10 protein-coding genes are annotated in these 14235 nt (G+C 51.2%); 6 read left to right on the top strand and 4 right to left on the bottom strand.

Going from position 1 to position 14235, the window contains the following annotated elements; translation table 11 throughout:
• Positions 1-8: 8 nt before the first annotated feature.
• Positions 9-458 (top strand): HNH endonuclease, encoded by a 450-nt coding sequence (locus ACTRXD_RS22305; RefSeq protein ID WP_442433969.1) that lies wholly within the window; start codon positions 9-11, stop codon positions 456-458.
• A gap of 38 nt (positions 459-496) precedes the next feature.
• On the opposite strand, the gene ACTRXD_RS22300 is transcribed toward ACTRXD_RS22305, so the two are convergent.
• The 4 genes from ACTRXD_RS22300 to ACTRXD_RS22285 form a co-directional block, all read right to left on the bottom strand.
• Positions 497-1246, bottom strand: a complete 750-nt coding sequence (locus tag ACTRXD_RS22300; protein WP_442433968.1) for a TSUP family transporter — start codon at positions 1244-1246, stop codon at positions 497-499.
• A 1140-nt stretch (positions 1247-2386) separates the two neighbouring features.
• Positions 2387-2560, bottom strand: a complete 174-nt coding sequence (locus ACTRXD_RS22295) for a hypothetical protein (RefSeq protein WP_442433967.1) — start codon at positions 2558-2560, stop codon at positions 2387-2389.
• A gap of 102 nt (positions 2561-2662) precedes the next feature.
• Positions 2663-3295: a DUF3015 family protein gene (locus ACTRXD_RS22290; protein ID WP_442433966.1), complete on the bottom strand. Its 633-nt coding sequence runs from the start codon at positions 3293-3295 to the stop codon at positions 2663-2665.
• A gap of 528 nt (positions 3296-3823) precedes the next feature.
• The gene (locus ACTRXD_RS22285) at positions 3824-4276 is read right to left on the bottom strand and encodes a DUF1499 domain-containing protein (protein WP_442433965.1); all 453 of its coding nucleotides are present in this window, start codon (positions 4274-4276) and stop codon (positions 3824-3826) included.
• 585 nt (positions 4277-4861) lie between these two features.
• On the opposite strand from ACTRXD_RS22285, the gene ACTRXD_RS22280 reads away from it, so the two are divergent.
• The 5 genes from ACTRXD_RS22280 to ACTRXD_RS22260 all read left to right on the top strand — a co-directional run bounded on the left by ACTRXD_RS22280 (position 4862) and on the right by ACTRXD_RS22260 (position 13874).
• The gene (locus ACTRXD_RS22280) at positions 4862-5410 is read left to right on the top strand and encodes a DUF4398 domain-containing protein (RefSeq protein WP_442433964.1); all 549 of its coding nucleotides are present in this window, start codon (positions 4862-4864) and stop codon (positions 5408-5410) included.
• Positions 5411-5682: 272 nt separating this feature from the next.
• Positions 5683-6546, top strand: a complete 864-nt coding sequence (locus ACTRXD_RS22275) for a mechanosensitive ion channel domain-containing protein (RefSeq protein ID WP_442433963.1) — start codon at positions 5683-5685, stop codon at positions 6544-6546.
• A 184-nt stretch (positions 6547-6730) separates the two neighbouring features.
• Positions 6731-10063, top strand: coding sequence for a maltose alpha-D-glucosyltransferase (gene treS, locus ACTRXD_RS22270; protein ID WP_442433962.1), 3333 nt, complete (start codon positions 6731-6733; stop codon positions 10061-10063).
• Positions 10064-10201: 138 nt separating this feature from the next.
• Positions 10202-12190, top strand: coding sequence for an alpha-1,4-glucan--maltose-1-phosphate maltosyltransferase (locus tag ACTRXD_RS22265; RefSeq protein ID WP_442433961.1), 1989 nt, complete (start codon positions 10202-10204; stop codon positions 12188-12190).
• Positions 12191-12575: 385 nt separating this feature from the next.
• Positions 12576-13874 (top strand): TrkH family potassium uptake protein, encoded by a 1299-nt coding sequence (locus ACTRXD_RS22260; RefSeq protein WP_442433960.1) that lies wholly within the window; start codon positions 12576-12578, stop codon positions 13872-13874.
• The last annotated feature ends 361 nt before the right edge of the window (positions 13875-14235 follow it).

The raw sequence follows: 14235 nt of genomic DNA, 5'->3' as shown, positions 1-14235 counted from the left end.
GGAACTGAATGCCTGCGAGCCATGCCTTGTTTCAAAGTGCAAAAGAGTTTGCGACCCATCTCCACCTCCTACGACAAGAGCGCCGCAAACGAAAGTTTGAACTCCGCGCTCAGGGCTTGAAGCGAAGAGCTTTAACTCCGAAAGAACGCCAAATAGTATTGAGTAAAACAGGGGGCCGATGTCACATCTGTGGTGGCCATATTGTTGATAATTGGGCTACCGACCATGTCTTTGCCCATTCACAGGGCGGAGAACATTCCGTCGACAACTATCTCCCGGCCCACGGTATCTGTAATAACTATAGATGGTTTTACAGCACAGAGGAATTTCAGTGGATTCTCAAGCTCGGGGTGTGGTTCAGGACAAAGATCGAAAATGAGCACCCGTTGGCCGTACGGTTGGCTGAAAAATTTGTGCGATATGAGGCGCAGCGGGATTCCCGGCGACGTCAGCCTTAGGGCTCAGAAAGAACGGGGTCACCCATGAGCAGGCTGTCTTAGGCCGGATTGTTCATTAATCCCAATCCGCTGATGAGAACGAGCATTCCTCCTATGACCTGCTTGAACCACTGATCGTTTTTCAAAATCGCATCATGAAATTTGAGTCCGATCACATGGCCGATGGCTGCAATGGGGAGGAGCGTAAGGGCGGTGAGCAGATGCAGCTCGACTCCGAGTATCACGAAGGTACTCATTTTAATCGTGACGATGGTAAACCAGAGAACGTACAACGTGTTACGAAGTTGATGGGTCGCGACATTTTTCATGGTGACCGCAACCATCAGTGGTCCACCGGTCAGTGACGTTCCCGCCACATATCCACCAAGCGCAAGCAACAGCACGTCGCTCCAGCTCTTGTTGCTATTGATGGCAAGGTTCAAAAGCCACATCACTCCATACGCGAGGGAGATGGAATAAATAAAGATGAGCAGCCACTCAGTCGGCAACGTAATCAGGCCGAACACACCAATCAAGGTCGTGGGGATGACAAACAGCGTGGCGTGCCGCAAATAGGGCCAATCGACATCGTGAATACCGGTACGTAAGGTCAGCGCCGAAAAAAACAGGAGATGCGATCCGATGACCGGCAACCAAAAGAGTGGTTGGTCATAGAGAAACAGCATGAGTGGGAGTCCGAGCGCAGCACCACCGAACCCAAGCCCGCTGCGTACAAACCCTGTCCAGATAAACAGGACTCCCACGAGGAGTAGCTGAGTGATCGGGAAGTCAAAAAGGATGTTCGTCATGGATCGGGTCAGTTCTTCTGTACACTTAACCTAATACATGCGTCGTTCGAATGTGTTGTGGATACGGGTCTAGTCTGTTGTTGTCAGTTTTATCATGCAACACATCACGAATTTTCGCAGCAAAACTTCTTAAGGTACCATTTCCCTCAAAGTCACGTCTGTTTTAAAGAATTATCTATCCTCTACTGGCGAAAATGGTCACATGTTTTTCAAATTTTATAGGTCTGAGGCTGGGGACAGGTCTTGCATTCACACATTCTCCCAGGTCCTTTTCACCTACCGAATGCCTTCCTTTTCTCTGTGGGTTTTTGTGGCACTTGTCTTTTAGAGGCCGGGGATTCGCCCCCGAACGACGAGGTCCTTTTGTTTCGGCAAAAGGACCCAAAACCATTGACGCCCCGTCTGGCCTTATTGAAGAGGAGGGACGCGAACATTTTGAAGAGCGGACCAACTCGCAGGGCTCACACAAGGCCCGCTAGATGCGAAGAGCGTCCCTCCCTGGAGCCAGCCGGCAGGCGTCGGACTACAGACGAAACGTTCATGCTTGAGGTCCGGCCTTTTATTCACACATACTCCCGGCCACCTTCCCACATTCCGACTTGTTTAGAATGATTCACTGTTATCTGCGGGTTCTTGTGGAGATTCACAGAAAAGATGGGTCCCCGATGACTTCCGCCGGGATGACGAAGTGGGAGAAGGAATCAGAATGAGGAGTCCGGGGCAGGTTGAGGGGGCCATCGCTTGGCGAGATCCTTCGTTCCACTCAGGATGACAACGTGGAGAGATGGATGCGAGATGAAAAATGGCGGGCATGACGGAGTAAGAGGAGGAACCAGGGTAAAGAGTCTGGGGCTGGATTGAGGATGTCACGCCCTGGCTAGATCCTTCGCCACTTGCTCAGGATGACAACTTCTTTCAGGACGTGCTCCATGTAATCCCCTGCGGGATCCATAGGGCATCACAAAAAAATGATGGAGGTCTGGTCTGGGTAGCCGCCATGACGGAGCAGAGGAATATTATTTTTCCCGCTTCTTAAATAATTTTTTTCTTTGCATGGTACGCTATGATGGGCATACGCAGTCTCCCCTCGCCCTTCCCGGAAGGGCTTCAGCGAGGTGACATTGGAACCGTCGTGCCGGTTCACCAAGGGGCAAAGGTTACGAGGTAGAATTTACGACCCTGGATAGCGAGATCGTTGCGGTCGTCGCGCTGTAGGTTTTTTAAGTCCACCAGACTCACAAGCATGAGATCCTCCATGCGCAAATCCTGGCAGGTTCGATACCCTAATTTTGTTCCCCCCTTCCCTTTTGTCATGGGTTTTTGAACAGTCCATCACGGGTTCATCGTGCTTTCACACGATCGCCAATCCACATTAAATACCTTTGAAAACGGTCGTCTGATGAGACCCTTTCTTCCCTACGAGTAGGATGACGTCACGCGTAACGTTTTGATCAGGCGTCTAAACGATTCCGGACGGGATTGGCTCTCATCAAAAATATAGGCATGTTGGCGTTGCGCGGATTGTAAGAAACTGTCGCGCGAATTTGGTGGGACACCCATGAGCTTAGAAAGAGAAACCAGATATTCTCCGGATCCTCTGGCGATATCCTCTTGCAAATTGTCAAAGTTCACGACTACAAACGCGATCTTTTTATGGTCAGGATTGAGCATGCCATCCGCATTGAACCACGCTCCAGGTGTCGTGCTGGAAAGGAATTCTCTGGTGGGCTCGGTGAGATCGGTTGTCGCTTGACTGGTTCCATCGGTCAGTCTGGTGATTGATTCTGTCGAGGCGTCGGTCAACTCGGTGGAGGCATCAAACGGGGCTTTGGTTAAATCAACCGTGGCATCGGTAATACATCCCGTTAAAAACCCGCCCATGAGCATGGCGATACACAGGCCCTGGAATGCCTGGAAGGGATGCTGCTGCTTCCGGCTTTCACTGAAGTCCCCTTCTGCAACGGTGACGGGCAAGAGATAGTGGCCGAATGCCGGTGCGATCCACAGCCTTATAAGGAAACGATAGAGGTGACCAAAATAGTTACTCATGCCCTATTCCCCCTTGATTAGGAAAATGAATGAATAGATGAATTATGAAAAAGTATAACCAATCACCCTGCTCCCATTCCCTCCCCAAGTTCACCTTGGAAGGACGATATTTTGTATTCTTGACTCGCTCATTGATCATGGTTTGCCGGCACACCTCTCATAGAATGGATTGAACCTAAAAACGGCAGTTACAGGGCCGCGAGCCCGTTCATGCTTCGAGAGCCTCAGCACGAACGGAGTGTCGAAGTGGTCACCGGTTGGGTGAGAGTCCGTTCGCCCTGAGCGCCGCGCCTTCCGCGGCAGTCGAAGGGTTCCGAGATGGCCAACTTCCGTTTTTAGGTTGAAAGGGACTCAACCACAGACACCTGAGGTCATAGGGGCGCCTGCATGTTTAGCTCCACTGAATCGAAGAGAGGGTTGGGAAGCAGATAGGGAAAACCCGGTCGTGGAGAACGTCAAGAAAAGATGATTTCGTGTCTCTTCAAACCATGTCCTGTTACCACCCCAGATCTCGCCATAAGATGGTACCTAGAGTTTCCCCTGCACCATCTTTCGGACTTCCTCCATCCGGCTCCGATTCACTCCGAAATCGGAATATCCCACTCGTGATGCGGAACGGAAGTGGATGGTTTTTGAGCCGTCATCAAACAGAATTTCGACATCATCAACAAAGCGGAACAGGAGACTGCGGAATTCATAATGAAGATACCCCTCCTCTTCTTGAACCAACTCGCTGCGACTCATTTCGCCGATGATCTGTTTCAATACCCCTTTGGCCTCAGCCATCGTCTTGTTATAACGAAACGGATCGATCGAATGGGTTTCCGAATCACTAAGAGTGGATACGCAATTGGGACTGCTGGGGCACGGGGCCAGTCGATGATCCTGCACCCCCAATTCCCCTCCTGTTGCGCCATGGGAGAAGATGGCTAGGAAGAGGAGCGACATAAGCACTGTTTTCTGAATAATCGTTTTCGTCATAAGTGCATACCACTTATTTCCAACAATTCCTGAATTGGTCCGATATCGGCAAACCGGGAAACACATTCTGGCAAAAGGATCTGCGGAAATCTAATCGAAATTCCCCAAGGTAGGGAAATGCTCACAAGTTCCCTCGGAGTCGACTAGCTCGGCTCCAACGAAACAACGCCTCCCGGGTCATCCCCGAAGTATAACCACTATACCCTGTGTTCCTTCTCCCTCAAAAACCGGACCGGGACAAAGGGTCCAACCACAAGCCAAACTGTCCCGCCCACCGGGACCCTTTCATAAAAAACAATTGAAAAATCCCCCCTTATTTATCATTCCGTATTGGCGTAGGATTTGCTTTATCAGCCAGTGATTACAAGGAAAATCACTCCCGGCCTTCCCCCAGGAAACGTTCAGGAGCAAGGTCCCATTTTGCGAGAAAAGGTCTGTTGAAAAAAGCCGCCAGCGGCGTTCTCGCCTTTTTCCGTGCTCACGTACTCAGCGTACGCTAGACGCGTAAAAACGGCTGCGGCCTTCCTGGGCGGACCCTTCGGGAAGACTCAGGGCATGCTTTTTTGAACCGACCCGGAGCCTTTGATGAGTAATCGAATTCTAGGCAAATCTGCCCTTGAAAATCTTTATTATTCAACACTGCCAGAAGAGACACTCCCCATCTGGAAAGTCGTTGTCAGGACTCAGAGGCGTCCCCCTGCAGGAATATATCTGGCCCTGTTCTGCTTGAGTGTCCTGTTGACCGGCTGTCAGGACCCGCCGATTCACGAATTACAGAAAGCCCGTCAAGCGGTGGAACATGCAAGGAGGGAAGGAGCCTTGACCTTCGCACCTGATCTCTACAGTTTAGCGGAAAGTGAGCTGATGATCGGAGAAGAAGAATTTCATGAACAATCCAGAAAAATGTTCTGGGCTCGAGATTATTCTATGGCCACCCGATTAATCATGTTGGCAAAAACGGATGCCCAGCAAGCCCTCTCTCTGGCCCAGGAAGAAAAACAGAAATCTTCTAGGTCGAACAGAGATTCTCCACTCCTTCTTTCAGTCCACCGCCACCTCGAGGAGCTTCGGCTGACCAACGGGGGCCTCTTCTTCCAGGGCCGCGAAAGGAGAAATGGTCCTGAAGTTCCGTGAATCCTGCCAACCCCTTTGATTAGGAGAACAAATACAGTATGATTTGAGAAGGTTGGTTGTCATTTCTAAACTAATCTGTCTATTGACGATTCGTGCTCATTCGTTTTTACCCTGAACCGTGGGATTGTGATCCTCTTTCTCCTTTATCTGCCAATTCCTGGCCATACGCCTTTTTCTCAATCGGTCAGATTCCGGATGATGGCTGAGACTCTCATGCTTCCCCCGTTGATATCAACGCATCTCATTTACACAAAGGTCAGAGGGAAATACACGTGGAACCAATTGTAGGTACGACCGGCGACATGGTCATCCGGTACGGCCTGAGTACGTTCTTTCTCTTTTTAATCATTTTCATCGTCAGGATGGGGATCCACCACAGTCTCTTCCGGTCAACCGAGCTTTCCGTGGAAACACAGAGACGGTGGGCAGTCAACCTCAGAAATGGCCTGCTCTTTCTCTTTATCCTCGGGATGATTTTCATTTGGGCGCCGCAACTCCAGACTTTCGCTGTCTCCGTGTTTGCCGTCGCTGTCGCCTTTGTCCTGGCCACCAAGGAAATCATTGACTGCTTGAGCGGATCAGGACTGCGGGTGCTGACCAAAGCCTATTCGTTGGGGGATCGCATCGAAATCGGGGGCATTCGGGGAAATGTGGTCGACCACAACGCCCTGACCACCACGGTTTTGGAAATCGGACCAGGCCAGACCTCTCACCAATATACCGGCCGAGCCATGGTCATTCCCAACAGCTTTATTTTCGATCACCCCTTAACCAATGAAACCTATACAAAAAAATACCGCCTCCATATTGTGACCGTCCCCTTAAGTACCGATGATGATTGGAAAACTGCCGAACGTCTCCTGCTGCAAGCCGGAGAAGAAGAGGCCGCCCCGTTTATCAACGAGGCGAGGACCTATCTCAAAAAACTCGAAGGCAAGCTGTGGTTGGATGCCCCCTCCGTTGAACCACGGGTCACCATTCAGTTGCCTGAGCCAGGCCGCATTAATTTATTACTCCGCGTGCCCTGTCCGACTCAATATCCCTCACGCCTGGAACAAGCGATCCTTCGAAGATTTCTTGCTGAATTTTCCTTTGCTCCCCGCCTGGTTACACAGGAATCTCATTCCTCCCATTAGCAGTGAATTGGCCTTTCCACCGGTTTGTATGGTAAACCCTTGATACTCGTTTTCATCGTTCAGCCTCCTCGCTGAACAGCCATCAATCCAGACATTGCCGAGTTCACGATTCACATCGAGGGCCTACTCACCGGGTAGGGCCGAGGACAAGAACTGAATATCCCGATTCAGGAAAGGCACATCCATGATTGTCGACATACTCGAGAATGATCCACTCTGGTACAAAGACGCCATTATTTATGAACTCCATGTTCGGGCGTTTTGCGATAGTAACGCCGATGGCATAGGCGATTTCAAAGGACTTACCCAAAAACTCGATTATCTCCAGGATCTGGGTGTGACCGCGATCTGGCTGCTGCCCTTTTGTTCGTCTCCCCTCCGGGACGATGGCTATGACATTTCCGACTACACCAATATTCATCCGCATTATGGAACCAGGCGGGACTTTCAGGCATTTGTCCGGGAGGCCCATCGTCGCGGATTACGCGTGATTACCGAATTAGTGGTGAATCACACCTCGGATCAACATCCCTGGTTTCAGCGCGCGCGGAAAGCCCCACCCGACAGCAAATGGCGGAATTGGTACGTGTGGAGTGAGAACCCCGATCTCTATTCCGACACCCGCATTATTTTTAAAGATACCGAACACTCGAATTGGGCCTGGGACCCCGTGGCCAAGGCGTATTTCTGGCATCGTTTTTTTTCTCATCAGCCGGACCTGAATTACGACAACCCTGCGGTGCAAAAGGCGATCTTTGAGGTCCTGGATTTTTGGCTGGAACTGGGTGTGGACGGCTTGCGACTGGATGCCGTGCCCTATCTCTTCGAGCGGGAAGGGACCAATTGTGAAAACCTCCCGGAAACACATGCGTTTCTCAAAACACTGCGAACGCACGTCGATAAAAAATTCAAAAATCGGTTCTTTCTCGCGGAAGCCAATCAATGGCCGGAAGACGCTGCGGCCTATTTCGGGAAGGGCGATGAATGTCACATGAACTTTCATTTTCCCTTGATGCCCCGCCTGTTCATGTCGATGCAAATGGAAGATCGCTTTCCGATTATCGATATTTTGGAACAGACGCCCGCGATCCCGGAGGCCTGCCAATGGGGACTCTTTTTACGTAATCACGATGAACTGACCCTTGAAATGGTCACGGATGAAGAACGGGATTACATGTACCGCGTCTTTGCCCATGATAAGCAGGCCAGGATCAATCTGGGAATCCGGCGGCGATTGACTCCGCTCCTTGGGAATGACCGGAAAAAGATTGAACTGATGTACAGCCTGTTATTCTCGATGCCGGGCACACCGGTCATCTATTACGGGGAAGAGATCGGGATGGGGGATAATTTTTATTTAGGGGACCGGAACGGGGTCCGGACTCCCATGCAATGGAGTGCCGACCGCAATGCCGGATTTTCCTATGGCAATCCGCAGAAACTGTATCTGCCCATTATCATTGACCCGGAATATCATTACGAAGCCGTCAACGTCGAACTGCAACAAAATAACGCACAGTCTCCCCTCTGGTGGATGAAGCGCATCGTCTCCTTGCGTAAACGCTATAAGGTCTTTGGACGAGGATCGATTGAATTCCTGCATCCGTCCAATCGGAAAGTCCTGGTCTTCCTCCGGCGGTATCAGGACGAAACCATTCTTGTGGCCGTAAACTTATCCCGCCATGCCCAATGGGTCGAACTTGATCTCGCTGAATTCAAAGGACGACGTCCCATGACCTTGTTCGGACGGAGTAAATTTCCAGCCATTGGCGATTTGCCTTATCTGCTCACGCTGAGCGGACACGCCTTTTACTGGTTTGCCTTGGACCCGGTTGAATCGGGAAAACCCGAGGCTGCGGGGAAGGCGGAACAAGGGTTACCCACCATCACCATCGCGAAGGATTGGGATCACCTCATCCAAAAACGGGAAAAGGCCAAACTGGAAAATATATTACCGCAATACCTGCAAAGCCGACGATGGTTTGGCGGCAAGGCCCGCACCATGCAATTCGTGGAAATCACGGAAACGATCCCCCTTCCGCAGGAAGATCCTTTGGCCGTCCTCGCGCTCATCCGCGTGGAATACACCGAGGGAGAACCGGAGATGTACCTCTTACCCTTACAGTATCTTCCGGCCGATCGCATGGCCCCACTCGTGGACTCTCCGGCAGCCATTGCACGCGTGCGGGTCAAAATGAAAGACGGTGAGCAGGAAGGCCTGCTTATCGATGCTATGTGGGATCGGGAGTTTCAAAAAATGCTGGCGGAGAGTATTTCCCGAAACCGCCGGTTTACTGGTCCGGCGGGCGATTTGGCCACTCAAGCCACGAAAATCTTTCGGCGGCAGCTTCAGAAAGAGGTCCCGACCCTTGAACCAAGCCTGTTAAAGGGTGAACAAAGCAACTCCTCGGTCTTGTTTGGACATGACTTCATTTTAAAACTCTACCGCAGGGCCGAAGTCGGCGTGAATCCTGACTTTGAAATCGGACGGTTTTTAACCAATAAAGGGTTTCCGCACATCGCCCCCCTGGCAGGATCCATTGAATATCAACGGGACAATGGCGACCTCCTGACTTTTGGTATCTTACAGAAATTTATTCAAAACGAAGGAGACGCCTGGAAATACACGTTGGATGAACTGAGTCGATATCTGGAAGAAGCGCTCACCCATCCCACAGCCATCACCACCTCGTCCATTCCCCAGAAATCGCTGATGGCCTTAGTCGACGAGGAGATTCCGTCCGGCGCCCGCGAATGGATTGGCCCGTATCTGGAAGAAGCCCGGTTGTTGGGCCTTCGAACAGGGGAACTGCACGCCGCCCTCGCCTCCGATTCCGAAGATCCGGAGTTTAAACCAGAACCGTTTACCGATTTTTACCGGCGGGGTCTGTATCAGAGCATGCTGGGAACGGTCAACATGAACTTCCCGCTTCTTCGCACTCAGGTTAAAGGGCTCCAGGACCCCGTGCACACCCTGGCGAAACACGTGTTGGAAGGAGAAGGCCGCTTACGCAAACGGCTCTTAACCATACGGGACCGGAAACTCACCTGCACCCGCATCCGGTGCCATGGCGACTACCATCTCGGCCAGGTGCTCTATACCGGAAAAGATTTCATCATCATCGACTTTGAAGGCGAACCGGCCAGGCCCTTGAATGTCAGACGTCTGAAGGAATCCCCCCTGCGCGACGTGGCGGGCATGCTGCGATCCTTTCATTACGCGGCGCATGCCTCCTCTATTGGATTGGTCGAGGGCGTTCGACCGGAAGACTTTTCTTTGCTTGAACCTTGGGCTCGCTATTGGCAAATATGGGTCAGCGTCAGCTACCTCAAGGCGTACCTATCCATCAAAGAAGTCCGAGACATTCTGCCCCCGTCATCGGACGACATCCAAATTTTGCTAAATGGATATTTACTTCAAAAAGCGATCTATGAACTCGGCTATGAACTTAATAACCGGCCCCATTGGGTGCGTATCCCCCTGGATGGCATTCTCCAAATTTTAGAAGTGGACTGATGTGTCGGAAACCGGGTCTTGAACCGGAAGTCCGGCGGACTCATGGCCGTCCAGAAATATCAGGCCTTCTTGACGGGGAACAATTGCCAATCGTCATTTACCGGAATATCCGAAGAGTCACCCACGAAGGAGTGCGTCATGCCTACTATTCCCAAAACGTTACAAACCCTGATCATTGAACATGTCGAGCCGGAACTGGATGGAGGACGCTATCCGGTCAAACGGATCGTCGGGGAGAACCTGGACGTCACAGCCGACGTGTTTAAGGAAGGACACGACACCATCGGGGCCGTACTTCGTTACAAAGTGCTGGGGCAGAAGGAATGGTCGGAAACCCCTATGCATCACGTCGATAATGACCGGTGGGCCGGCTCATTTCTCCTTGCAGAAAATACCCGGTATCTATATTCCGTGGGAGCCTATGTCAGGAGTTTTGAAACCTGGAGAATTGAACTGACCAAGAAACATGGGGTGCTTCCGGATCTTTCCAGTGAATTATTGGAGGGGGAAGCCCAAGTCAAAGAGGCGATGACCAGGGCGAAAGGTCCCGATAAGTCGGAGCTGAAACTCTGGTTGGAAAAATGGAAGTCGTCTTCCGACCAGGAAGCCCGGATCGCCATCGCCCTGGATCCGATTGTGGCAACACTCGTCGACCGACACGAACAGCGGGCTGCCTGGTCCACCTATGAGAAGGAATTGGAAGTGATTGTCGACCGTGAGCGTGCCCGGTATGGCGCCTGGTATGAAATCTTCCCTCGGTCAGAAGGAACCGTGCCGGGAAAAGGGGGAACATTTAAAGACTGTGAACAACGCCTTCCGGCCATCAGGGATATGGGATTCGATGTCCTCTATCTCACCCCTATTCATCCCATCGGAGAGACCAACCGCAAGGGCCGCAACAACAGCTTAAAGGCCAAGCCGGGCGATCCGGGCAGTCCATGGGCCATCGGAAGTCGACATGGAGGACATGATGCGGTCGAACCGGCTCTCGGCACGATGAACGATTTTGACCATTTTCAACAAGCCGTCAGAAACCACGGAATGGAAGTCGCCATAGATTTCGCCATCAATGCCACCCCGGATCATCCCTACGTGACACAGCATCCTGACTGGTTCAAGCAACGTCCGGACGGGACGATCAAATACGCCGAGAACCCTCCCAAAAAATATGAGGACATTTATGGATTTGATTTCTATACCGAAGCCTGGCAGGACATCTGGCAGGAAATGAAGCGGGTCCTCCTCTTTTGGGTTGAGCATGGAGTCAAAATTTTTCGAGTGGATAATCCCCACACCAAACCCGTGATCTTTTGGGAATGGCTCATTCGGGAAATTCAGTTGGAGCATCCTGATGTGTTGTTTCTAGCAGAAGCCTTCACCCGTCCAAAAATGATGCGGGTCCTGGCCAAAGCCGGCTATACCCAATCGTACACGTATTTTACGTGGCGAAATTCAAAAGGAGAAATGACCGAATACCTGACCGAATTAACCCGGACACAAATGCAAGAGTATTTCCGTCCGAACTTTTTCGCCAATACACCGGACATCCTGCCGGAAATTCTCCAACAGGGAGGTCGGCCGGCCTTTAAATTCCGGCTCGTGCTGGCCGCCACGCTCTCCCCGACCTACGGGATCTACAATAGCTATGAACTATGTGAAAATAAGGCGATTCCCGGAACCGAGGAATATCAGGATTCGGAAAAATATGAAATCCGGCACTGGGATTGGGATCGTCCCGGAAACATCCGGGACTATATCACCCTCATCAACCGCATCCGACGGGATCACCCTTCCCTTCATACCTTCACCAATCTGCAATTTTTCCAATCCGACAACGACCACATTCTTTTCTATGGAAAAATGAATGCCGACAAGACAGACATTCTTCTGTTCGCGATCAATATGGACCCCTATACCATCCATGAGGCTCGTCTGCGAATTCCGATTGAAGCATGCGGCATTGGTGAACAGGACACCTATCAATTGCATGAACTCATTCAGGATTATCGCCATCAAGTCGTGGGAGGTGACTACACCATTCGATTAGATCCCAACGACGAACCGGCCGCGATTTTCGCACTCCGCCGCCGGACTCGTCGTGAAAGCGACTTTGACTATTTCATGTAACAGTGAATGATCAGTAGGTTTTTTTACCCCATAATGAAAAATCGACCCCTGCCAATTCCTGGCAGGGGTCTGAACTTCACAACGACTTCATGGCCGCAATGTTCAACTAGCACCTCATCTCCCCCATAACCAACGAATTTAGGCACGCACTCGTATTAACCGCACTTCAGGTCGATCCCCGCGACTAATCCGCTGAGCGACTTTGAATTTTTATTGTTTCTCGGACCTGCTCCTGTGAGAAGGTAGGAGCATTCGTTTCTCAGCCTGCATGCTGCCTTCAATACCACTTTCTACTCGTCCATGCCCGTGGTACCCAACCACCACGATCGGTAGATTTTCTCCCCACGGCCCACTGTCAGCCGGTCAGCTCGTCACACTAGGCGGCATGGCCTTGATTACTATCGGAACGACCCTACTCAAGACCCCATGGGCCACCACACCTGGTAAGTCTTTAAGTTTTCTCAACGCCCTCTTTACGGCAACTTCGGCCGTGACGGTCACCGGCCTGATTGTGGCAGACACGGAAAAAGATTTCACCTTATTCGGACAAATCGTTATTCTGACACTCATTCAATTGGCCGGATTAGGGTATGCCATGCTGGCAACCGTTCTTCTCATCGCCATGGGACAGCGCATCGGACTGCGAAACCGCATGATGGTGGCTGAGGCGCTCAGTTCATTGGATTTGGCGGGATCGATTCGTTTTGTCAAAACCATTTTGATCATCACCTTTACCTTTGAAAGCGTGGGCGCTTTGATACTCGCCGCCCGGTTTTCCCGGGATATGCCCTGGGTTGAGGCATGCGGACATGGTATATTTCACGCCGTTTCCGCCTTTAACAATGCGGGATTTTCGACGTTTTCTCAAAATCTGATCCCCTATCGTGACGATGTCCTGGTCAATGGTTCCACTAGTCTCCTTTTCATTCTCGGCGGCATCGGATTCATTGTCTTCCGCGACCTGCTGAGTTATTACCAGAAAAAACGGTATCGAATTCAAACCCATACGAGACTGGCCCTACTCGTTTCGGTAAGCTTATGGGTGCTTGGAACGATAGGATTTTATCTGTTGGAAATGCATAGTCTGGCCACGCTTGGCTCGCAAACTTCCGCAGAGGGAGCCATGGTCGCCGCCTTTCATTCAGGAGCCGCCCGGACCGCAGGGTTCAATACGCTGGACCTGAGCCTCCTCCGCCCCAGCACGTTGTATATGTTGATTTTGCTGATGATCATCGGGGGATCACCAGGAGGAACTGCTGGAGGAATTAAAACCACCACGTTCGGCATTGTGTGTCTATCAGTCTGGGCCGTCTTCCGAAAACGACTGGATGTGGAGTTTCACTACCGACGGATGCCTCTCCATCTCGTCTTGCAAGCTCTGGCCATCATGTTCCTGGCCATTGGAGCCGTCACCACGTTAACTTTTTTTCTCGCCTTAATTGAAAATAAGCCTTTTTTGGCTCTCATGTTTGAAGTGGCCTCCGCATTGGGAACGGTTGGGTTTTCCATCGGAAACGGTGGCGTGCTCAGTCTCTCCGCGATGCTCACGGATTTTGGAAAGGTCATTATTCTATGCAGTATGTTTCTCGGGAGATTCGGACCCCTCCTGGTTGGTCTCGTCTCCCTCACTCCACCCGTCCGCATGCTCTATCGTTTTCCTCAAGCCAAAGTTGCGATAGGTTAAGATGAGACGTATGGCATGGCAAGACCTGACCAATTGGCCAGGTAAATGTCATGAGGGACATACACCACCCTACCTCAGGGTCTTCAGCCTGATTTCGGGTGAAAAGCATCACACTTTTCCTCTCCGGTTCATCTCAAGAACTCCGATGCATGATGGGATAGTTCTCGAAGACATGGGTACTCTTCGAGAACTTCCGTGCACGGTGAAAGACCGATCCTTTTAAGACAAATTACTGCTGAAGTCTCACTCGCCATCGCAATGGTCTCTCACGCCCCACAATGGGCCACTCATCGCATTTTTCTGTTGTACGATCAGGCCTCAAGTAACCGGTCCCATTCAAGCCAGTTTGCATCAAATTCGC

The sequence above is a fragment of the Nitrospira sp. T9 genome (assembly GCF_052156535.1).
In the GTDB taxonomy this organism is placed as follows: Bacteria; Nitrospirota; Nitrospiria; order Nitrospirales; family UBA8639; genus Nitrospira_E.
The sequence above is the reverse complement of the archived record's forward strand: the minus strand, read 5'-3'. Positions and strand labels throughout refer to the sequence as shown.